We start from the raw sequence: 22,359 nt of genomic DNA on the forward strand, positions 1-22,359 counted from the left end.
GAGTCGCTTTATTGTGTTCTCCGAACTCGTGGATCAATAAATACATAGGAAATATCTACAAGTAGATTTACGAAGACGTAGATAATAGCTGAGAAGAAAACGACTCCCTGAACGACGGGTAAATCTTTGGACATGATGGCATCCGCAAGAATTCTACCAATGCCCTGCCTCGAAAACACAGTTTCAATAACAACTGTCCCTGCCATCAGATCTCCAATATGAATACCGATTATCGTAACAGCAGGTATCAACGCATTACGAAGCGCATGTCGATACATAACTAATCGTTCAGGTAGTCCCTTGGCACGCAGTGTCACAATGAAATGCTCATTAATAACCTCCAACATCGAGTTGCGTACCATCCGGACGATGAATCCAGCACCAACAAAGCCGAGTGCCAATGAAGGAAGAACAAGGGTTATGAACCCCTTTGATCCCATCGCAGGGAACCAACCTAGTGACACTGAAAAGATTAGAATGAGGAGAATTCCTGACCAAAATGTCGGCATGGAGATTCCGAACAATCCTACGATCCGAGCTAGTACGTCAATCCAGCGATTTCGATGTATGGCTGAGAGTACCCCAAGCCCTACACCGATAATCGTGGAAATCAGCGTACTGGCAAATGTTAACGCCAGCGTAGCTGGAAGATGCTTACTAATTTTGGGCAGCACAGGTTCGCTGTTGAGTAATGACTTACCGAAATCCCCATGAAGGATGGATACAAAATAATGGCCAAATTGTACATAGAATGGCTCATTCAGTCCGAGCTGATGCCTTAAATTTGCAATGGCCTCCGGCGTCATGGATGACGGATCGATCATGGATAGAACGGGATCTCCAGGAAGTACATACAGAATACAGAATACAAGGATTAAGGAACCTAGGATGACCAGCAAGGAAACCACAAGTCGCTCCGTTATTATCCTGCTCATATCGTTTAGCTCCCTGTTTCGTTATTTTTGAATGAACGTGTCATTAAAGAGTGGGTATCCCAGAGAATCGAATTTCAAGCCTTTTACTGTTTTCGAAGCAGCTACTGTGTAAGGGAACACATAAATAGGAATGATGACGGCATTATCAATAATCGATTTCTGAACTTGTTTATACAGTTCTGCACGTTTTTTATCGTCAGGCTCGATAGCCCCTTGTTCCAGCCATTTATCGACTTGTGGATCTGCAAGACCTGGAAGACTTGGTCGTGCTTTTGGATCGCTTGTATGGTAGAAAGAATATAGAGCATTTGGATCTGAATTCACTTGACTATTTCCGTAGATATCATAGGCACCTTTGGTGTAAACTACATTGGCTGTATCCTTTGTAATCTCTACTTCAACAACAATCCCCACTTGTTTTAATTGCTGCTGTATGATGACCGCTATATCATTACGTTTCTCACGGTTCGGTGAGCCGTCTACATAATGCAAGGTAAGCTTTTTACCCTCTTTTTCACGGATCCCATCTGCGCCTTTGACCCAGCCCAACTCATCCAACAACTTGTTCGCTTTAGAAATATCAGGTTTAATGCCGTTTTCTAGTGATGCATCATAACCAAAAACACCAGGCGATAACGGTGACCAAGCACGTGGGTACGTACCTAAATACAATGTTTTGACAATAGCATCAACATCAATGGCTGCTTGCAGCGCTTGTCTGGCCTTCAATTCACCCCAAGGTGCTTTTCGTTGATTAATAAATAAGGTATACGGCAATCCATTTGTATTGACTTGGTGAACTTGGACGTTCGAATCTGATTTCAAGGAGACGACGTTTTGTGGCGGCACAGTTTCGCCTGCAAGCACTTGTTTACTCTGAACACTACCGATACGAGTCGCTTCTTCCGGAACAATACTAAATGTGATTTGATCCAAATAAGCTTTCCCTTTATTTTCTACAATCTCCGGAGCCCAATTATAATCAGGACTGCGTTTGACTTGAATGGAAGCATTCTCTTCCCATTTCACAAAGGAATAGGGACCGGATCCTACCGGATTTTTGCCGAATTGATCCCCATACTTTTTGGCTGCTGTTGGTGATACAATACCTAGAAGTGCTTGACTTAGGTTGCCTAAGAAAGCTCTCGACGGTGTTTCCAGATTTATTTTGACTGTAAATTCATCAATCACTTCTGCTGACTTATAAGGCTTAATCAAGGCTCCGGAATTAGCTGCTTTTGTTGCAGGATCGAGTATTCGATCATAGCTGTATTTAACAGCTTCCGCATTGAACGGGGTCCCGTCTTGGAATTTCACATCATTACGCAGCTTGAAAATGTAGCTCAGGCCATCAGGGGCAACTGTCCACTCTGTTGCCAGCCACGGTTTAATAGAGCCATCAGGCAATTGAACAACCAAACTATCATAGATGGTACGAAGTACCCTTACGGCTACGGCAAGCCCGCTGCGATGTGGATCCAGTGAGTCAGGCGAAGTTGCGAGCGCATAGGTGAGCTCTCCGCCAACCACCGCCGTTTGTTTTACCTCTTGCTTAGGATTGGATGCATCCGAGCTTCCACTTTTTGATGAACTGCACCCGGTTAAAGCGAGTACGATGGCTAATGAAAATGCACTAAACTTGATCCAACCTATTGATCTATTCACTTTCAACCCCCCCATGTATTGGAAACCAATTAATTGCTTACTGTCTCTTTCGTGTAGCGATTAGCAGGAATAGGAATTCCTAAATTGCCACGTAACGTATCTGCTTCATACTCTGTGCGATAAATACCGCGCTCCTGTAAAATCGGAACGACCAAATCAACAAAATCATCCAACGCTTTCGGGACAGTCGTACGAATAACAAGGCCATCCGCCGCTTTTTCCTCGAACCATCGCTCTACTAGATCCGCAATTGTCTCCGGCGTTCCAATGAAATTACCTCTTGGCGTCGCCGCTCGCAGCGCTACTTGGCGAAGAGTCAAATTATGATCCTTTGCTTCCCTTTTTATTTGGTCCGTCGTGCCTCGGAAGCTATTCCCACCGAAATCACCCAGATCCGGGAATGGATCATCGAGCGGATACTGCGAGAAATCGTGATGCTCGAAGTAACGACCTAGATAATCAAGCGCATTCTGAATCGTAACCAAATTCGCGACTTCTTGGTACTTGCGATCCGCTTCTTCAGCTGTACGTCCAATGATAGGATTAATACCTGGGAAAATAAGTACTTCCTCTGGATTACGCCCATAAACTGCAACCCGTTGTTTAATGTCCTTATAAAATAACTTTGCTTCCTCGATGCTTTCATGACCCGTATAGATGGCTTCGGCTGTTCTCGCAGCCAAGTCTCTGCCGGATTCGGAAGCTCCAGCTTGGAAAACAACGGGATGCCCCTGCCGAGAGCGACCAATATTAAGTGGTCCTTGTATGGAGAAGAATTCACCCTTGTGATTCAACGTGTGCAATTTGCTCGGATCAAAGAAAACGCCCGACTCCTTATCCCTAATGAAGGCATCGTCTTCCCATGAGTCCCAAAGACCTTTAACAACACTAACGTATTCTTCGGCAATGCGGTATCTCAGCTCATGCGCAGGATGCTCACCCTTGCCAAAGTTTTTCGCTGAGCCTTCAAGTGGTGAAGTGACGACATTCCAACCGGCTCGCCCACCACTAATGTGATCCAATGAAGAGAACTGACGTGCCACTGTAAATGGTTCACTATACGAAGTGGATAGCGTAGCGACAAGTCCGATATGAGAAGTCACTGCACCTAGTGCAGAAAGGATCGTAATTGGCTCGAATCGGTTAAGGAAGTGTGGATTTGATTTCTCATTAATATACAAACCGTCCGCTATAAATACAAAATCCAACTTCCCAGATTCAGCCTTCGATGCCTGCTGCTTATAGAACTCAAGGTTCACACTAGCGTCTGTGGAGACTTCAGGGTGCCTCCAGACAGACATACTATTGCCGACACCACTAATGTTAGCACCAAGCTTCAATTTCCGTGATTTAGTCATGGTTATTCACTCCCTTTCCAAATAATACTTATGTGATTAGTAGGAATTAAATCATGCTATTGAGTTACTTTTTCTTTCACATAGCGATTTATTGGAAAAGGAAGACCTAAATTACCGCGTAGTGTATCCGCCTCATACTCGGTTCGATATATCCCTCGCTCTTGTAAAATAGGAATGACCAAATCTACAAAGTCATTCAAACCGTTAGGAACACCCGAGCCAACGATGAAACCGTCTGCTGCGCCACTCTCGAACCACTCTTGAATGCGGTCTGCAACCTGAGTTGGTGTACCTATGAACAGCGGTCTTGGCGTTGCCGATTGTAGGGCTACTTGACGTAGTGTCAAACCTTGTTCCTGCGCATTTTGTTTGATTCGATCCGTTGTGCTTTGGAAGCTATTTTTACCCAAATCACCTAGATCTGGGAATGGAGCGTCTAAGTCATATTGTGTAAAATCATGATGTTCAAAGAAACGTCCAATATACGCTAGTGCTTCTTGTATCGTCACCAAATTGGCGACTTCCTGGTATTTATGCTCTGCTTCCTCTTCTGTTAATCCAATGATTGGACCAATGCCCGGCATAACAACGATCTCTTCCGGATTTCTTCCGAATCCTACCGCTCTACCCTTTACATCATCATAAAAATGCTTAGCATCTTCCACAGTTGGATGTCCTGTAAAGATTGCATCCGCTTCTTTAGCAGCCAGATTTTTACCGTCCTCCGATGATCCAGCTTGGAAAACAACGGGTCTACCTTGCTTGGATCTGCCAATATTAAGCGGTCCTTGTACGGAGAAGAACTCGCCTTTGTGATCTAGACGGTGCAGCTTTTCCGGATCGAAGAAAATGCCTGATTCTTTATCTCTCGTGAAAGCATCATCTTCCCATGAATCCCATAACCCTTTGGCAACCTGTAAATATTCAGCAGCTATCCGATAACGCTTAGGGTGGTCTGGATGTTCTTCCAGCTTCTTATTGTAGTTCAAGGCTGAGCCTTCCAATGGAGATGTCACTACGTTCCAGCCTGCTCTGCCGTTACTAATATGATCAAGCGATGAAAACTGCCTAGATACCGTGAACGGTTCACTGTAGGATGTAGACAGTGTGCCAACGAGTCCGATCTTAGATGTGACTGCAGCTAAAGCAGATAAAATCGTAATCGGTTCGAAACGGTTCAAAAAATGAGGAATAGATTTTTCATTAATGAATAGTCCATCTGCAATAAATAACAAATCGAATTTACCTGCTTCCGCTTTCTTTGCTTGTTGTGTGTAATAGTTGAAATTCACACTGGCATCCACGACCGCATCCGGATGTTTCCATGAAGACATGTTGCCACCAACGCCGTGAATAATGGCCCCAAGTTTTAATTGTTTTTGTTTGGACATTGTAGTTCCTCCTTAGAATTTTATACGGTAAGTTCTGAAAATGCTTCTTGCAAAAGGACAATCGCGCGTAAACGTTCTTTGAACTCTTTCATTGCAACAATAATAACAATTTCATCCAATTTGTACGTTTCATAAAGATCCAAAAGCTTCCTCCTCACGGTCTCCTTGGAGCCATGAATAATGTTAGCTTCCTTCTCTTCGATCGTGTACTTCTCACCCGACTGCTTACCGAATTCTTCCGCTTGTTGGGTGGTCTTCACTGTAACCGTTCTACCGCTTTCCAAATGAACTTTGACATTCTTTACATCGGCTGCAAGTGCCTTTGCCTCTTCATCCTCATCCGTTAATATAATAGAAACAGCAAGTATTGTATGCGGTTTTGATGGTGCATCAACCGAAAAGTGCTGCCTGTATGAATCAAATGCTTTCGTAATAACCGACTCATCACCCGTAATGAATTGAGCGAATACGTAGGGGATCCCTAAGCTGGCAGCTAGCTCTGTACTTGTTCCACCACCGCCAAGTAGAAATAGTTTTGCTGGCTCTTCAGGGATAGGAACAGCTTTGACACCGTGAAGCTCATTCGTTTCTTCCAATGTGTCGTGAATATATTGGTTTAATAGAATAAGCTTATCAGCAAGGGTTGGTCCTTTTCCCGCAGCTTCCAGTTGAAGTGCCTTGGCAGATCGTGGTAGCCCTCCAGGTGCTCTACCAATGCCAAGATCTACGCGTCCCGGCGCCAAAGATGCAAGCACATTGAAATTCTCCGCTACTTTATATGGACTGTAGTGCTGCAGCATGACACCGCCGGATCCGATACGAATGCTGTTGGTTTTGGCTAACAAATAGGCGATGAGCACTTCGGGAGATGAACCTACGACGCCATCGGAGTCATGATGTTCAGACACCCAGAACCTGTGATAACCTAACGCTTCTGCTTTTTGTGCGAATTCCAGCGTTTGCCCGAAGGCTTCAACAGCCGAAATCCCTTCACCGACCGGTGTTTGATCTAGCAAGCTTAATCGAATTCCCAATTTGTTCCCTCCCCTATGTTATAAACAATAATTCCAATTGGTTTTGTCGGTTTTAACTTTCTCATTTACTGTATCACCGGCTTATTGGACGGTCAATCGCATATAAAGATGTTCTATTGATGAATAGGATTATTCTATGTAGCACTTTTTTTCCAATCGATTTCTTTCAATGCATCCAGGAGCAACAATGAAAAATCAAGACTCGATTCTTTAAGTGTAATGAGAATTGTCCGTAAGGAAAGCCCCCCCAATGCAGAAATATCTATAGGTACAAGCATTCCCTCTTTCACTTCTTTACGTACGCAAAGTTCCGGTAGAAATGAAACACCCATACCTTTGGCTACAAGCTTCTTCGCGGTTTCCAGATTATCGATCTGATATTCAATTTTGGGTGGATGGTCCAGTGTTGCAAATAGACGATGAATCTTCACCCAATCGAGCGATCCGCACTCAAAGAAGACAAGTGATTCGCGACTTACATCTTCAATCGTAATGTGTTTCCTTTCCAAAAAGGGGTGATTATGATGGACGAAAAGACGAATGGGATCCTCATAATAACCCAAACTTTCTACATGCGGGTGAGTCACATTCCGGACAAAGCCTATATCAATTTCTTTATTCAGCAGCTTCTCCAGAATCAATTCTGTCGGAGCTGTCATTAATTTAATTTTCAGATGGCGATAATTTTTTTTAATAATTGGAAGAATTTCTGGAATGACATAATTGGATACGGACACTGTGCAACCGATTCTGAGTTCATCCAAAGCCGTGTTCAAATTTTGAAGCTGCTGCTTGCCCTTTTTGTACGTTTGAAGAATTTGCTGAGCGTAGGGCAGAAACTGCTTCCCTTTCTCCGTCAGTGTGAAATTCCTGCCTTCTCTCTCAAATAACAGTGTATTCAGCTCTCGTTCCAACGATTGAATGCGGGCCGTAACGGAAGGCTGAGATAAGAACAAAGCATCCGCTGCCTTGTTGAAACTGTTAAAATGAATGACATAGACGAATGCTTCAATATTTTCAATGTTCATTTGCTGTTTACTCCCTCTCTAGCTGGCACATAATCAAGAAGTTCGCGAGTACACTGTACGAACGGTAAGATCTGAGCTTTGTAAATGGACAGACACTTCTTCGAACGCTTCATGTGCATCAATTCCATCTAGTTGAAGAACAACTGTCGATTGATCTCCAAGTAAAAGACTCAATGATACTATGCCTAATAGCCCTTTAGCATTGAATCTATTTCCATTTACACCCACATAAATATGACAAGTATATCGATTGGCAATGGTCACAAAATCCAACACACGATCAATGGTCCAAGGTTGATTCATCGTAAAAGTCCAATCTATTTTCATTTTTATTCCTCCTCAGAGTTTTCGTAAGTAAATAAAAAAAGGAGACACAACCATCCTTAAAAGGATGATGCATCTCCAGTTGTCTGGTAGATTCCAATAATTCCGATAAATTTACTAGTATTTAAATTATAGTAATTCGGACATGATTTTGTCAATGGTTGAAATTCAAGAAAATTCCAAGTTAACCAGGCAGCCTATGGTCAACTCGCTTAGAATCAACCACCTTCATCGTCAAGGCAGCCCCAAGCAGTGTAACACCAGTAATGAGAAAAACGAATTGGATTCCGATCCAACCACCGAGCACACCGCCAAGCAAAGGACCAACTACAATACCGAACTGACTCGACGATTGGTTCAGGCTGACAGCCCTTCCGCGGAAATCAGCCTCTGCATATTTGACGATGAGTGCATTCAACGCTGGATAAACGGCTGCAAAAAACAGTCCATAACTGAATCGCAGGATGCCAAAGCCGACAAGGTGATGAACTCCGAGCTGCAGCAGATTGCCAATACCTCCGCCCAGTAACCCAATGAAGAGTATTTTCTCATAACCGATTCGCCCGCCAATGATCCCCCAACGGGGACCCGTAATGACCGTAGCAACGCCTACTGCTGAGAAAACAATGCCCGAGCTGAGCGAAGCGTTGTTTATACTGCCGCCGATTTGCCCTACATAGATCGTTAGAAGCGGCTCCAAGATCATGACCGAAGTCGAAACTAGTAAAGTTAGCCCAAATATCCGCATTAATCGTGTGTTACCAGCAGCTTGTTTAAGATCCTTTATGACACTGGTACGAGCCCCATCACGCCCTTCGTGAACCTCTTTTACACCCACTAGGACGATGAAAGCGGATACTAACGTAATGAGGCCCGATGCCACGAAACACGCCCGCAATCCCATCCAATGACTAAGCATTCCTCCCGCAAGCGGTCCAAGAATTCCCCCTGCTGCAGACGACGTTGAAATGACGCCAAGTGCGTAACCGACGTGTTTCTCTGGTGTATTCGTACCAACCAGTGCAATGGAAGCAGGACTAAAGCCTGCCATGAATCCTTGAAAAATCCGGACAAGAATGAAAGTGAAAGGATCATGAACAAAAAAGTTGGCGAAATGTACCAAGCTTAAACCTATGCCTGAGCGAACAAGCATAGGCTTCCGGCCATATTTATCGGCGAGCGAACCCCAAAAGGGAGCACACAAACCACTGATCAGAAAGCTGATCGAAATGGAAATACCCGACCAAGCTTCCAACCCGCTTTGAATTCCTAGGTCATTTTGCAAAAAAATAGGAAAGAAAGGCACCGAAAGGGTAAAAGCCATGTGGTTAAAAAATAAGCCCAACCATAACATATAAAGATTGCGTTTCCAGTAACGTTCCATGTGCCACCACCTTTTATCCCATTAAAGTAACCGGTATGACACTAGGGAAACATAGAGAAGATCGATCCCTGCTTATTATCGAAGAATGGCTGTTTCTTTTAAATGAAGGCGATAGCTTTTTACAACGACATCTCCCTTTTGAATATCCTTGTCAAACGCGCGTTCGAATCCCAAACGTTCATAAAGCTTCACCGCAGATTCCATCATATCGGATGTATGCAAATGAAGCGTGGTTGCGCCTAATTCAAGCGCGCGTCTTGCGCTTTCTTTAATTAGCTCCGTTGCTATGCCCTTTCCTCTTGCTTGGGGAGAAACGGCCAATAAACGAATTATGGGCGTTTGAATGTTCAGTTCGGGGAGTCCGTAGGCAACCTCAGAAGAGTGATACAAGAGAGAGCTGCCAACAATCTCGCCATCGACTTCGGCAACAATACGAGCGGTTGGAGCGTCGCCATCCACAGAAGCCAGAATGTTCTCCTTGTAAAGTTCCCATCCTTCTGGTGATAGCACAGATTGGTATTGACCATAGGCCTCCGCGAGCAGCTGTCTAATAACTCCACGATCCTCTGCTCTCGCTTCGCGAATTTGAATGACACTTGCACTCATATCATCACATCTCCAATTTATTTTTTTCACTTAATAGGAATTTAACTGCTTTAAGGCATGCTTGGCTAATATGGCAAAATAATTCGCACTGATCGGCAGAGCGCGCTCATCCAAATCGAACGCCGGATGGTGCCACTCTTGCGTACCGGATGTTCCCATAAACACGAAGACACCGGGTATTTTCTTCTGATAGAAAGCGAAATCCTCCCCCGCTGATGAAGGTGTTGGAGTTATAACCTGCAGACCTGCATGGCCTGCTGCTTGAACGGCTACTTCCGCTAACTCCGCATCGTTCAGAACGGACGGAGGTCCCTTGATCCAACGAACCGAAGCCTTAGTGCCATATGCAGCAGCGACTCCTTGAACGACCTGATCGAAGCGATTCAGCACAACCGATCTAACATTTTCATCAAATGTACGCACCGTACCGTCCAATATCGCTTTATCTGGAATCACATTCCATGCCGTTCCGCTATGCATCTTTGTCACACTAATCACCGCACTGTGTAGTGAGCTAATATTTCTGCTTACAATCGATTGTAGTGCCGTAACGATATGCGCCCCCGTTACAATGGGATCAATCCCCACTTCTGGAACAGCAGCATGTGTGCCGACTCCCTCAATTTCAACTACAAATCCATCGGCAGCAGCCATTAATGGCCCCGATTTAATTCCAATCGTTCCCACTGGAAGATCGGGCTTATTATGCATGCCGAAGATTGCACGTACCCCTTCCAATGCACCGCTGCTGATTACTTTCTCAGCTCCTCCTGCCTTTTCCTCAGCTGGTTGGAAAATGAAGCGAACAGTGCCGTCCAGTTCATTTTCCTGCTGCTTTAGCAGGAGTGCAGCCCCAAGAATGGCAGCAGTATGGAAATCGTGGCCGCAAGCATGCATTTTGCCTGGAATGACTGAAGCATAGGCAAATCCGGTCTCTTCTTGGATCGGTAAAGCATCAATGTCGGCCCGAATAGCAATAATGGGTCCTCCTTGTTTACCTCCAATTTCCGCGACGAGACCTGTTTTGAGAGGATAATTGGCAATTCGGATATCCGCTTCCTGCAGCCAAGTGCGAATCGAGGCTGTGGTTTCGAATTCTTCATAGGATAATTCCGGATACTGGTGCAGTTGACGCCGAATCGCAATCAGCTTTTGTCCGAATTCAGGTGACAACCCTGTTGAAGATAGATGACTCATATTATTTCCTCCTTTGACGCACCATTTCTTAGGCTATATCGGTTTTGCGGCACTGGCAAATTCAAATGATCACGAAGCGTGTCACTTTCGTATTTGGTCCGGAATAATCCTTTCTCCTGCAAAAGAGGGACGACCAGATTTGTTTATCCAAGACAAGTATGGAGTTGCGGTAGTTCCTGCATTCTAATTAGCTAAACGTAGAAAAATGCGTCCTTCAAGCCGGTTAAACGGTTTAGAGGACGCTTTTTTCTTGTTAAGACACCGTAAAAACACCTTGTTGCAACGACGGCAGTTTGTTGCTGCCCCATACTTTACTGGGAATCTCGCGTCGAAGCACCGGCACAACTTCGGTGGCAAATCGCTCAACCTGCTCGCATTGCTCTGCTTCAGTCAATCCGTCCACGCTGATGCTAACCACTTGGTGCCCATAGGCCGCATGATAGTTCATGATCTTCTCAATAACGTTCTCAGGGCTACCTATCAGGACAGGCCCGTACTTAATATTGTCCTCGAGGTCTTTGAAAGGTGTGTTGTTGATCCGCGATGCAGTCGTAGCGTGAAAGGCATCGTAGTAGGGGCGATAGCGTTTGATCGCCTCCTCTGTGGTGTTTGCCAGATACAAACTACCAAAACCCGAGCCAACGATTGCGTTTTGGGAATCATGGCCATAATAGGCCAAACGCTCGCGATAGTGATCGATTAACGCTTTGTATTTGGCCTGTGGGTGAAACGTGTTGGAGGAAAAAATCGGTTCGCCATATTTCGCTGCTAACTCGGTGGACAGCGTACTTGATGCGCTGCCATGCCACACCGGGATTGGCTTTTGAAAGGGTCTTGGCTGTGTAGTGACATCGTCCAGTGGTGTACGGTAGCGCCCCTGCCAGGTAACATTCTCTTCATTCCACAAGCGCTTCAGGAGTGCATATCGCTCAGCAAGGGATTCCCATTGCTCCTCCTCGGTAATCCCGAAAAGCGGGTAGTGGCGTGGGTCGTTGCCTTTGCCGATGATCAACTCGATCCGCCCGCCCGAGAGATGATCAAGTGTAGCGTAGTCCTCAGCAACGCGTACAGGGTCGAGCACGCTTAGAACCGTCACCGTAGTTAGCAAGCGGATCCGTGAGGTTCTGGCAGCGATCGCTGTGAGCACTATTGGCGGGGAAGAGGACAGGAATGGTGCCCCATGCCGCTCACCCACACCGTAAGCATCTAAACCAAGTTCTTCGGCAAGGACGGCCTGTTTCAGCACGTTCTCAAATTTCTGTTGGGTAGTCAACGTTTCCCCGCTTACAGCGTTGGGGATATTCATCAATAGGCTAAATAAAGCAAATTTCATCTTATGTAATCCCCCATCAATATGGTTTACCGGGAACGCGAGTCAAATCCTTCAGATAGGCAAGCACAAGATCCCAATTTCCGCTAAAGATCGGAATTTGATGATAGCCAACTCGTTCATAGAGCGCAGCCGCTTCCGGTTGTTTGGGGCCAGTCTGCAACTTAATGTTGCTGTAGCCAAACTCGATCGCCAGGCGATCAATCTCGGCAAGAATCGCTTGCGCCACTCCCTTACGTCGGTAATCGGAGCGTGTATACATCCGTTTGACTTCTACCGTGGTGTCATCCAATGGTCGCAAAGCGCCGCATCCAACAGGATGACCTTCGATACGGGCGACCACAAATGCGGCACGCGGCACTTCGATGTCAGATGGATTGAAGCCTGCGCTTCCATCAGAGTCGTAGATCACTCCCAGCTCTGTGCTCAGTTCCCTGATCAATTGCTCTGAGTCTTTACTTCGAACATCCTCAGGAGCAGCAGTAATCTTCGAAATCATAGTTTCATTCCTCCCTTGCCCAATTATACACATTGGTTTTATCGGTAATTCTTATTTGATAAATTTATCATCTCTATGAAAGAGCGTCTAATTAGTCTTTTCTATTCTAAAATTCAATATTTCTATCTAAATACCCCACGACCTCGGTATGCTCCGAATTGCCCCACACTTCGCAGGATCCTTCATTTGGGTCGAATATCAGAATAGCCGATCAATCTCAAAATAAAATACGTATGCGCACCTCGCTGATTGACTGGCAATAAGGAACAATAGTTTGGAGCAAAAAAGATTCCCACTAAAAAAGGGGCTGTCCCAAAAGGGTAAACCCAAATGAGTCAATCCCATAATATGTGCGAAAGAACCTTCAAACTCACTATAAAAGTGGGAATGAAGGTTCTTTTGTTGCCCAATATTGCGTACAAAGTGGGGGGTGGAATTTCCTGAAATGACTTTTGGGACAGCCCCTTTTAAAGTCCAGGTATAATAAATTCAAAATACGGTCCAGACAAGATTATCACTCCGTCCTTGTCATGAAGATCATCTCGTCAAAAAGTGAATCTGCTCAATGGATAAGGAAACCTTACATCACAGGAATTTCGAAATTTCCAATCTGGAAGCAGCGGAATCCAATTTGGTAAACAGCCCTTTAAACAGGTGACGGAAACCAAATTTCAAGGCTTCGTCAAACCCGATTACCAAAAATAACTTTTCGGTAGAAAAAGGAGCTGCGCTGCAGCTCCTTTAACCATATACCCGTTCATTTCAGATCCGGAAAAAGCCGGGCTACCGATTTGAGAAGCTCCGGATGCACATTTGCTTCGGTACGAATCTGTTTCAAGGCTTCTTCCGCTTGCTGAACAGTCGGCTCAATGCCTAGTTGCAGCAATACAGCTATCGCGACACTTCCCGTCCGGCTTCGTCCTGCTGCACAATGGAGAGCAACCTTTTTCCCATCACGGTAATGGCGAATCACTTCATCGGCTGCTTTCCCAATCTGACCCTCTTGTCCCTCTTGTTGGTCAACAAGCGGAATGTGAATAAGCTCCACCGATTCTGGTGAGCTCGCTGCCTCTTGTGCTTCTGCGCGCAAATCGATCACCACTTCAACCTGCTCGTCTTCGATCATTTGCTTCACATCTTTGGCTCCTCCGATAAAGATACGTTCCTCATGTAAAGATTGATAGTCTTTTCCCATAATAACATCACATCTCCCTTAAAATTCGGACGATTCGCTATCCTTAATCATGACGAGGTCCATAATCAGCTTATGATCGGTTCGGATTTTACTGCTCTTTTAATTGTTTAAAAAGTTTTAGCATATTTTGGTTGATTGCATCAATCATATTCCATAATTGGTATTCAAAATGACGCGTTAGATGTTGTTCCATCTGAGATAAAGCTTGCAGGATGTCTTGCTGCCACTGTATATCCCCGATTTCTCGTTTGTTCATATCCTCTCCAACTATATACCTAGTATTATACTCGGAATTATATGAATTACAATAACATAATTCATAATTGTTTAAAAAAATCGGGCAATCAAAATGATTCATTTGATCGCCCTTGCTTACTTAACTTTTACTTCCTCAATCTCTTCGATATCCAATTTCCTAATGATTGCACGATCTGGACTATAAGAACAAGCAAAAGCACGGAGGTGTACATCACATCCGGTTCCCAACGCTGATATCCGAACCTTATTGCAACGTCCCCTAATCCCCCGGCTCCCATAACTCCGGCCATTGCCGATGCACCAATTAACCCAATCGTGGCAATCGCTAGTCCGAGAATCAAAGCTGGCCGGGCCTCTCTTAAGATAACGCGAAATATAATCTGCTGTTTAGAAGCGCCCATAGCCTGATAAGCCTCTATGATACCAGGATCGACCTCTAATAATGCTGTTTCCATCAAGCGTGAAATATAAGGCGCGGTGTAAAAAACAAGAGGGACGATAGCTCCTTTCACACCAATGGTCGTACCGACAAGCCATTTCGTTAAGGGGATAATGGCAACCATAATAATAATAAATGGTATGGAACGAATGATATTAATGACAGCATTCAGTATATGATAAACACCTGAATTTGCATAAAGATTACCTGGTCTTAGTACCACCAGCAGCACGCCTAGCAATAGTCCAATTACGCTTGAAATCACTAACGAATATCCGACCATGACAGCCGTTTCGTTGATAGACTTCAGATAAAGGTCTGCATCTTCTATTAATTTATTTAACATCTTCGATAACCTCAATCCTTAAGCCCTGCTCCTTCAGAAAACGTATACCGTTCTCAATAACAACCGGATCTCCCGTTATATGCAATACCAATGTACCGAAAATTGTTTCTTTAATTTGAGTGATATTCCCGTAAATAATACTGGGACGCAAAGTAAATTTTGCTGTTAAGTCTGCCAGAACAGGCTCCGTCACAGAATCGCCGATAAATGAAGCCCGTATTAAGGTGCCTGCTCTCCCCGGATTTCGCAATTGAGTCCAAAGCATTTCCGGAATTTCCGTATCAAAAACACTTTTGATAAACTTGCGTGTTGTATCGGTTTGCGGTGCATAAAACAGATCGATAACCGAACCCTGCTCGACAATGCTGCCATTTTCCATGACGGCAACCCGATCGCAGATTTTTTTGATGACATGCATTTCATGCGTGATAAGGACAATCGTAATCTCGTATTTACGGTTAATATCCAGAAGCAAGTCCAGGATAGAGTCTGTGGTTTGGGGATCCAACGCTGAAGTAGCCTCATCGCAAAGTAAAATCTCCGGATCGTTCGCCAAGGCTCTGGCAATCGCAACACGCTGCTTTTGTCCTCCTGAAAGCTGACGCGGATAAGACTTTTCTTTATCCTGAAGACCAACCACTTCAAGCAATTCTCTTACTTTGGCTTCTATTTTCTTTTTTGGAACCTTTGCCAACTCCAGCGGTGCGGCTACGTTCTGATAAACGGTCCCTGATGAGAGCAGGTTAAAATGCTGGAAGATCATCCCTATCTTTCTTCGCATCATCCTCATGTCCTTCTCATTTAATTGCGACATCTCAACACCATGGATCCTGATGCTGCCTGAAGTTGGCTTTTCCAAATAATTGATGCAGCGCAAAAGCGAGCTTTTGCCTGCCCCGCTGTAGCCGATCACACCGAATATTTCACCTTTACGGATTTGAAGGTTTGCCTGTCTAACCGCTTCTACCCGTACTCCCTTTTGTTCAAATGTTTTACTAACGTTTATCAAGTCAATCAAGATGTACCTCTCCTCTTATGCAATCATTAAGGCAAAAGGCCCCTTTCGTTTGGAAAGAGACCTCTGTTTTTTCCATCAAGCGCATTACTTACCAAGACGGCACTATGTAGCTGCCGTATTTATCTAAAACAAGTTTCTTAACCTCTTCGGAATGGTAGGCTTTAATTAATCTTTGGAATACCGGTTTATCTTTATCGGCCGTTCGCACAGCTATAAGATTTACCCAAGGCGAATCTTTCGGTTCAATAAAGATTGCATCTTTAGTAGGTACAAAACCGTTATCCACTGCATAGTTCGTATTAATTACCGCAGCTGTAAGATCCGGCAGAGCTTTCGGAATGAAAGGAGCTTCCAATTCCTTGAATTTAAGCTTCTTCGGATTGTCTACGATATCGCGAACGGTGGCTTTAACACCAACACCTTCCTTCAGCTTGATCAATCCCGCACGTTCAAACAGAATCAAGGCTCTTGCCCCGTTAGACGGGTCATTCGGCAATCCAAGCTCATCACCTTCTTTGATCTCCGAAACGTTTTTAATTTTCTTGGAATACAAGCCTATCGGAAAATTTAACGTATTAGCCAGCTTAACGATGTCCAGCTTGTTATCCGCCTTGAATTGATTGAGATAAGGCTCATGCTGGAAGGCATTAGCATCCAATTGGCCATCTGCCAACACTTTGTTCGGTTGAATGTAATCGTTGAACGTAACAATTTCAATTTCCAAATTGTCCTTCGCCGCTACCTCTTTAACCTTCTTCCAAATTTCTTCCTCCACGCCTGCGGAAATGCCGACTTTCAACTTCGCTTTCTCGCTTGCCGGACTGGCTGCTGGCGAAGGAGCGGATGAAGGACTAGCGGCTGCTGTCGGCGCTGCGCTTACTGATGTTGCAGTTTTCGTTTCTACTGTTTTTCCACATCCGGTTACCACCAATATTACAATCATGGTAAAAATGGATATTAAATGCGATCTTTTCATACCTTTCCCACTCCCTTTATTCTCTATTAATAATCATCTAAAAGAATTCCTTGTCGAAACCTGACTTCTCAAGCCTTCACCATTGATCTTTTGGTTCACATACCAGAATTCAGAATGAATATCAGGTTCAAATCCTTCTCATCGAATCCCCAGGTTCCAGAACTGGCACCGCAACCATGACGGTTTCCGGATACTTAATGCCACTGCCCGTGTTCAAAGCGATAACAGTCTCGCCCTCCTGGATCCAACCGTTTGCTCTGAGCTTACGTGCCGCAGAGAAGGTCGCCGCTCCCTCAGGACAAACAAACGCGCCTTCCAGGCGGGCGATGTTCTTTTGCTCCTCGAGCAACTCGGTATCCTCTATCGCAATGGCGCAGCCACCCGTCTTGTATATAGCTTCAAGAACAAGAAAATCCCCGAGTGCTTTCGGCACATTTATCCCAAAGGCAACGGTTGTGGAGTCAGCCCAGAACTGCGAGTCCGGCATCCCTCTCTCCCATGCCTTTACAATCGGAGCACAACCTGCCGCCTGAACAGCAACCAAACGCGGGAGCTTATCTTCGATCCATCCCAGTTCTATGAGCTCCCGAAAAGCTTTATAAATGCCAATGAGACCCACACCTCCACCTGTCGGGTACAAGATGACGTCGGGAAGCTTCCAATCCAACTGTTCTGCGATCTCAAGACCCATTGTTTTCTTCCCTTCGATGCGATAAGGCTCTTTCAGGGTCGAGGCATCGAATAAATCATAGTCATTCACCGCTTGAGCAACGATCTTTCCCGCATCGCTGATTAACCCGTTCACCAAATTCAGGTTCGCTCCTGAGACTGCGCATTCATTTCTGGTAATTACAGGTGCGCCGACCGGCATAACAATCGAAGAACGTAGTCCAGCTCTAGCAGCGTACAAAGCCCAAGCTGCACCGGCATTTCCATTGGTGGGCATAGCCAGCTCCTGTACGCCAAGCTCTTTCGCCTTCGAAACACCGACGGCAGCTCCGCGAGCCTTGAAGCTGCCTGTAGGGATTATCCCTTCATCCTTCATCCAAAGACTGCCGATTCCCATGTCTAAGCCCAGACGGTTCATCGGTAGTAGCGGCGTCATCCCTTCTCCCAGCGTTACGACGTTTTCCGGTGATGTGACGGGCAGCAGTTCATGGTAACGCCATAAATTCGAAGGTCTGCCTGACAAATCCTTGGATGTCAGTTGATTTCTCAAGCTTTCCAAGTCGTAGTCCGCCAATAATGGAGAGCCGCACACACATAATTGATGAACTTCATCCGGACGATAAATCTTTTGACATTTAGGGCAATGCAGATGGGTTAAGTAGCTGAATGGCATTCAATATCACATTCTCTTTTCTTTGTAAAATATTAAAATCTGTTTTTGACCCCGAAAAATCTACGGAAGACAATTTTTCATTTTTTCTCCGATTTCAATTCCTGCAAAGCTTTTTCAATATAGCTGTTATCCACTACTTTGGACGCTTCGACTTTCCCTTTTAATCCTCCGACTGACTGAAGCAGCTCCGCTGTATTCTGCTGGGTTTTTATAACTTCCGGAGTGATCGGAACATTTGCAGGCTCGGAGTTCTCCAATACCCGGCGAATCGTTTCTTTATCCTGTTTTTTCAATTTGGCGTATAATTCAATGGCTTCATCGACATGTTCTAGTTGCCACTTCGTTGCTTTTTCCGTGACTTTCAGATACAACACGACAAGTTCCGGATGTTCCTCAGCAAAATTGGTGCGAACGATTTGAAACCCTGGACTGTATGACTTGACCGCATTTCCGTTAGCAAGAACTCTGGCGCCGTTTTTCAACACTTGAACGGATTGAAAAGGTTCCCAAATGGCCCATGCATCCACCTTCCCGGTTTCAAATGCTGGCTGAGCCTCATCAGGCTGTAATTGAATGATTTTCACATCATCAGGTTTAAGTCCGCCAAATTCCAATGCTTTATACAGCAAACCATAAGAGCTGCTTGCCTTGGCTACAGCGATTTGTTTACCTTTCAAGTCCTGGATCGTTTTAATTGGGCTGTCTTTCGGGACAAGTATGGAATCTCCCTTTTCACCAAAACTGGCTGTTGCTATCTCCTTGAATTTTATATCTGCTGCTTGCCCTGCTAATACAGGTATATTCCCTACGCGTCCAAAATCCAGCCTGTCTGATGCAATAGCTTCAAAATAAGCAGGCCCGCTTTGAAACTCTACCCAAATAACTTGTGCGCCAACTTTTTTAAACTCTTCCTCAAACCAGCCCTTTTCTTTAGCAGCAAGAATTGGCCAAATACTTTGCTGAATACCGATGTTTACAACCAGTTGATTTTTGGCTTCATTGTTCTTGGCGACTTCTTTCGGCGCTGCGCTTTCCAAATTTTTCGTCGTTGGTTTACCAGCTCCACAGCCAGCAAGAATTCCCAATCCTATCGTAAGTACTGTCGTAAGTACGAGCCCTCTGAAATTTCTCATTCTGTAGCCCTCCTGAGTTGTTTAGTAACAATAAAGCTGATCTTATTTTACAACCAACTCCGGTTGAACACCGTTCGTGATCGCATCGATATCTCTCAATTCATCTGGACTAAGCTTCTCACCGATCGCAGACAATGTTTCTGTAATGTGATGAGACTTGGAAGCCCCCAAAATCGCGGATGTAATACCTTCTCTGCTGAGCACCCAATTCAGCGCAAGCTGAGCAAGTGTCCAGCCTCTGCGTTCCGCAATAGGCTTTAACTGCTCTACGATGCGGAAATTCCGCTCCTTTTCGAGCAATGTGTGAAGCCGCTGTTCGCCGGCTGCTCCGCGCGATCCGGCAGGCGGCTGCGCGCCGAAGCTATACTTGCCGGTCAGCAATCCGCGTCCAAGCGGACTATACACGATAACGCCTACGCCTTCGGAAACGGCAAAAGGCAGCAATTCCTGTTCGATACCGCGAGCGATCAGGCTGTATTCCGGCTGTACGCTTTCGAAGCGCTCAAGCCGCAACTGTCCTGAAATACCGTGCGCCTTAGCAATTTGCCATGCGGCATAATTCGAGCACCCGATATAGCGCAATTTCCCTTGACGAACAAGGTCTTCTAACGCACGTAGCGTTTCTTCAAGTGGCGTCTGTTCATCAAATCGATGCACTTGATACAAATCAATATAGTCTGTTTGCAACCTTTTCAAACTATTTTCCACCGCGCGATAAATGTGATACCTGCTTTGGCCCGCATCATTAGGACCGAGACCCACTCGGCCATGAACTTTGGTTGCCAAACGATCCGGTGCCTGCGCTCACCTAGCAGATGACCGAGAATCGTCTCCGACTCACCGATTTCAAGCGGGTTGCCTTTATCCATACCCGAACCGTAAACATCAGCCGTGTCAATTAGCGTAATGCCCGCTTCAAGCGCAGCATTAAGCACATCAGCTGACTCTTTTTGGTCGATCCAACGACCGAATGCCATCGTTCCAAGGCTCACTTCGGAGACATTTAGTCCTGTCCTGCCTAATTTTCTTTGTCCAATTGTCATTGTTATCTCTCCTTATCCATTAAAGCTATCGCGCCATTTCAACAGTCTTTTCTCCAAAATGCGAACCAAAGAATCCGAGCCTTTTCCAACGAATGCAAAAATCATGATACCCACAAATACGACGGCAGTCTGAGAAAACTGTCTGGCATCCATAATTAAATACCCAACACCTTCGCTGGATCCCATTATCTCTGCGACGACTAATCCCAGCCAGGCTACGCCGATCGATAAGCGCAACCCGAGCAATATATTGGGCAGTGCCGCAGGAAGCACCAGTTTGGTGATTTGCTTGAACTTGCTAAACTCCAGAATCCTTGCCACATCAAATAGCTTGGAATCGACATTGCGGATCCCCAGAAACGTCTGCACATAAAGCGGGAAAAAAGCACCTTTGGCAATAAGCAAAACTTTGGAGAATTCGCCAAAACCGAACCATAAAATGAAAAGCGGAGTGATGGCCAAATGGGGAATGGTTCGAAGCATTTGTACGGTTGGATCAACCGAATGCTCAAACCTGCGGAATAAACCAACGAGTAATCCGAAAATAAGCCCCAGACTTCCTCCGAGCAAAAATCCGACTGCGGCGCGCCAAATGCTGATTTTCAAATGTTTGAACAGTTCACCGCTGATCAGCAAATCGTAAAATGCCAGCCATATTTCAATTGGAGTCGGTAGCAGCGTCTTCGAGATCATGCCTGTAGAACCAAAAATCTGCCAAATGATCAAAACGGTAACCGGAAGGACAGCCCCTCTCGCGATAAGCTGCCATTTGGTTTCTGTTTTATTCGTTTTCAAATTTCTTTCAACTTGCGGAGACGCAGGAACTTCTTTTGATGTTTGCTGGACAAGACTGTTACCGGTTCCCGCTGCTAGCTCTGCTTGATTCATATCCGGATCCCTCTCTTTCGTGAAATGATTTAAATGCCGGAGCTGTCGATCAGCTCCAATTCCTCGATTCGTTCAAACTCGCTCAGCACCAATTTCCGAAGCTCTTGAAAAGAACTGGACGCTTTCTTCCTCGGGTAAGGGAGGTCGACAGGAATAATTGTTCGAATCGTCCCAGGTCTTGCATTCATAACAACGACGCGTGTAGCAAGGAAAACAGCTTCATCGATATCATGTGTGACAAGCACCATAGTCGTTCGATTAGCCTCCCAAATGTTCAGGGTAACCTCCTGAAGATGAGAGCGGGTAAAAGCATCCAGTGCGCCGAAGGGCTCATCCAATAACAATACCTTGGGATTACGGAGTAGCGCCCTGGCGATCGCCACGCGTTGCAACATTCCTCCTGACAGTTCACGAGGGTACGCCTTCTCAAATCCTTTCAGCTTAACCAATTCAATGAGCTCATCCACCCTTTTGCGGACTGCAGCGTCATTCAAAGATAAATCTGCTGCGATGTTTGCTTCGACCGTTAACCATGGAAACAAGCGATGTTCCTGGAAAATAAATCCTTTATCAATACCAGGCTTGGTGACTTGCTTTTGTTCCAAAAGAACTTGACCTCCGTGATCCGTGTCCAATCCGGCAATAATTTTAAGCAGTGTGCTTTTCCCACAACCGCTCGGTCCGATAATGGTAATAAATTCTCCTTGTTTTACAGTCAACTTGATGTTGTTGAGCGCTTCTAATCTTGTGCCTTGAGGCGTATGAAACCATTTGTGCGGTAAATCGATATCTAACGAAATTACACTCATAGAAGTTTCCTCCTTAAATTTGGCGTAAATGGCTCAGCTGGCTAACACATTTCTCCTTCAGGGATTAAGGAAATAAAAAAAGACCCCCTGCTCCATTCAAAATGAACGAGACGGAGTCTCCAGTGGTCTGGTAGACTTTGAATTCATTTTAATACTTTAAT

At 45.2% G+C, this 22,359-nt stretch carries 21 protein-coding genes and 1 pseudogene; all 22 read right to left on the reverse strand.

What is annotated here, in order from left to right; translation table 11 throughout:
• Nucleotides 1–8: 8 nt before the first annotated feature.
• Nucleotides 9–935, reverse strand: coding sequence for an ABC transporter permease (locus QFZ80_RS24420; RefSeq protein WP_307561498.1), 927 nt, complete (start codon nucleotides 933–935; stop codon nucleotides 9–11).
• Nucleotides 936–956: 21 nt separating this feature from the next.
• Nucleotides 957–2,615: an ABC transporter substrate-binding protein gene (locus tag QFZ80_RS24425; RefSeq protein WP_373460156.1), complete on the reverse strand. Its 1,659-nt coding sequence runs from the start codon at nucleotides 2,613–2,615 to the stop codon at nucleotides 957–959.
• Between the two features lie 14 nt (nucleotides 2,616–2,629).
• A complete protein-coding gene (locus tag QFZ80_RS24430) occupies nucleotides 2,630–3,958 on the reverse strand; it encodes an LLM class flavin-dependent oxidoreductase (protein ID WP_307561502.1) in 1,329 nt (442 codons plus the stop codon).
• Between the two features lie 56 nt (nucleotides 3,959–4,014).
• Complete coding sequence (locus QFZ80_RS24435; protein WP_307553442.1) at nucleotides 4,015–5,349, reverse strand: LLM class flavin-dependent oxidoreductase; 1,335 nt, start codon at nucleotides 5,347–5,349, stop codon at nucleotides 4,015–4,017.
• Nucleotides 5,350–5,369: 20 nt separating this feature from the next.
• Complete coding sequence (locus QFZ80_RS24440) at nucleotides 5,370–6,383, reverse strand: LLM class flavin-dependent oxidoreductase (RefSeq protein ID WP_307553441.1); 1,014 nt, start codon at nucleotides 6,381–6,383, stop codon at nucleotides 5,370–5,372.
• A gap of 134 nt (nucleotides 6,384–6,517) precedes the next feature.
• The gene (locus tag QFZ80_RS24445) at nucleotides 6,518–7,411 is read right to left on the reverse strand and encodes a LysR family transcriptional regulator (RefSeq protein ID WP_307561504.1); all 894 of its coding nucleotides are present in this window, start codon (nucleotides 7,409–7,411) and stop codon (nucleotides 6,518–6,520) included.
• A 33-nt stretch (nucleotides 7,412–7,444) separates the two neighbouring features.
• A complete protein-coding gene (locus QFZ80_RS24450; protein ID WP_307553439.1) occupies nucleotides 7,445–7,738 on the reverse strand; it encodes an HPr family phosphocarrier protein in 294 nt (97 codons plus the stop codon).
• A gap of 181 nt (nucleotides 7,739–7,919) precedes the next feature.
• Nucleotides 7,920–9,119 carry an MFS transporter gene (locus QFZ80_RS24455; protein WP_307561506.1) on the reverse strand — a complete coding sequence of 400 codons (1,200 nt, stop codon included), beginning with the start codon at nucleotides 9,117–9,119 and terminating at the stop codon, nucleotides 7,920–7,922.
• Nucleotides 9,120–9,194: 75 nt separating this feature from the next.
• Complete coding sequence (locus tag QFZ80_RS24460) at nucleotides 9,195–9,725, reverse strand: GNAT family N-acetyltransferase (protein WP_307553437.1); 531 nt, start codon at nucleotides 9,723–9,725, stop codon at nucleotides 9,195–9,197.
• Between the two features lie 30 nt (nucleotides 9,726–9,755).
• On the reverse strand, nucleotides 9,756–10,922 hold the full coding sequence (locus QFZ80_RS24465) for an amidohydrolase (protein ID WP_307561509.1): 1,167 nt from the start codon (nucleotides 10,920–10,922) through the stop codon (nucleotides 9,756–9,758).
• 253 nt (nucleotides 10,923–11,175) lie between these two features.
• Nucleotides 11,176–12,255, reverse strand: coding sequence for an LLM class flavin-dependent oxidoreductase (locus tag QFZ80_RS24470; protein ID WP_307561511.1), 1,080 nt, complete (start codon nucleotides 12,253–12,255; stop codon nucleotides 11,176–11,178).
• 16 nt (nucleotides 12,256–12,271) lie between these two features.
• Nucleotides 12,272–12,751 carry a GNAT family N-acetyltransferase gene (locus tag QFZ80_RS24475; RefSeq protein WP_307561513.1) on the reverse strand — a complete coding sequence of 160 codons (480 nt, stop codon included), beginning with the start codon at nucleotides 12,749–12,751 and terminating at the stop codon, nucleotides 12,272–12,274.
• Nucleotides 12,752–13,508: 757 nt separating this feature from the next.
• Nucleotides 13,509–13,946: a protein-tyrosine phosphatase family protein gene (locus tag QFZ80_RS24480; protein ID WP_307561515.1), complete on the reverse strand. Its 438-nt coding sequence runs from the start codon at nucleotides 13,944–13,946 to the stop codon at nucleotides 13,509–13,511.
• 88 nt (nucleotides 13,947–14,034) lie between these two features.
• Entirely contained in the window at nucleotides 14,035–14,202 is a 168-nt protein-coding gene (locus tag QFZ80_RS24485) for a hypothetical protein (RefSeq protein WP_307561517.1), read from the reverse strand.
• 127 nt (nucleotides 14,203–14,329) lie between these two features.
• Nucleotides 14,330–14,989 (reverse strand): methionine ABC transporter permease, encoded by a 660-nt coding sequence (locus tag QFZ80_RS24490; protein ID WP_307445889.1) that lies wholly within the window; start codon nucleotides 14,987–14,989, stop codon nucleotides 14,330–14,332.
• Nucleotides 14,979–16,007, reverse strand: a complete 1,029-nt coding sequence (locus tag QFZ80_RS24495; protein WP_307561519.1) for a methionine ABC transporter ATP-binding protein — start codon at nucleotides 16,005–16,007, stop codon at nucleotides 14,979–14,981. The genes QFZ80_RS24490 and QFZ80_RS24495 overlap by 11 nt, the downstream gene beginning before the upstream one ends.
• Nucleotides 16,008–16,095: 88 nt before the next feature.
• On the reverse strand, nucleotides 16,096–16,983 hold the full coding sequence (locus QFZ80_RS24500; protein ID WP_307553430.1) for a MetQ/NlpA family ABC transporter substrate-binding protein: 888 nt from the start codon (nucleotides 16,981–16,983) through the stop codon (nucleotides 16,096–16,098).
• Between the two features lie 127 nt (nucleotides 16,984–17,110).
• On the reverse strand, nucleotides 17,111–18,325 hold the full coding sequence (locus QFZ80_RS24505) for a threonine synthase (protein WP_307561521.1): 1,215 nt from the start codon (nucleotides 18,323–18,325) through the stop codon (nucleotides 17,111–17,113).
• Nucleotides 18,326–18,402: 77 nt separating this feature from the next.
• A complete protein-coding gene (locus tag QFZ80_RS24510; RefSeq protein ID WP_307561523.1) occupies nucleotides 18,403–19,458 on the reverse strand; it encodes an aliphatic sulfonate ABC transporter substrate-binding protein in 1,056 nt (351 codons plus the stop codon).
• A 42-nt stretch (nucleotides 19,459–19,500) separates the two neighbouring features.
• Nucleotides 19,501–20,501, reverse strand: a pseudogene (locus QFZ80_RS24515) (aldo/keto reductase).
• 12 nt (nucleotides 20,502–20,513) lie between these two features.
• Nucleotides 20,514–21,389 (reverse strand): ABC transporter permease, encoded by an 876-nt coding sequence (locus QFZ80_RS24520; RefSeq protein ID WP_307561525.1) that lies wholly within the window; start codon nucleotides 21,387–21,389, stop codon nucleotides 20,514–20,516.
• A gap of 29 nt (nucleotides 21,390–21,418) precedes the next feature.
• On the reverse strand, nucleotides 21,419–22,198 hold the full coding sequence (locus QFZ80_RS24525; RefSeq protein WP_307553425.1) for an ABC transporter ATP-binding protein: 780 nt from the start codon (nucleotides 22,196–22,198) through the stop codon (nucleotides 21,419–21,421).
• Between the last annotated feature and the right edge of the window lie 161 nt (nucleotides 22,199–22,359).

The sequence above is a fragment of the Paenibacillus sp. V4I7 genome, from assembly GCF_030817275.1.
Lineage (GTDB): Bacteria > Bacillota > Bacilli > Paenibacillales > NBRC-103111 > Paenibacillus_E.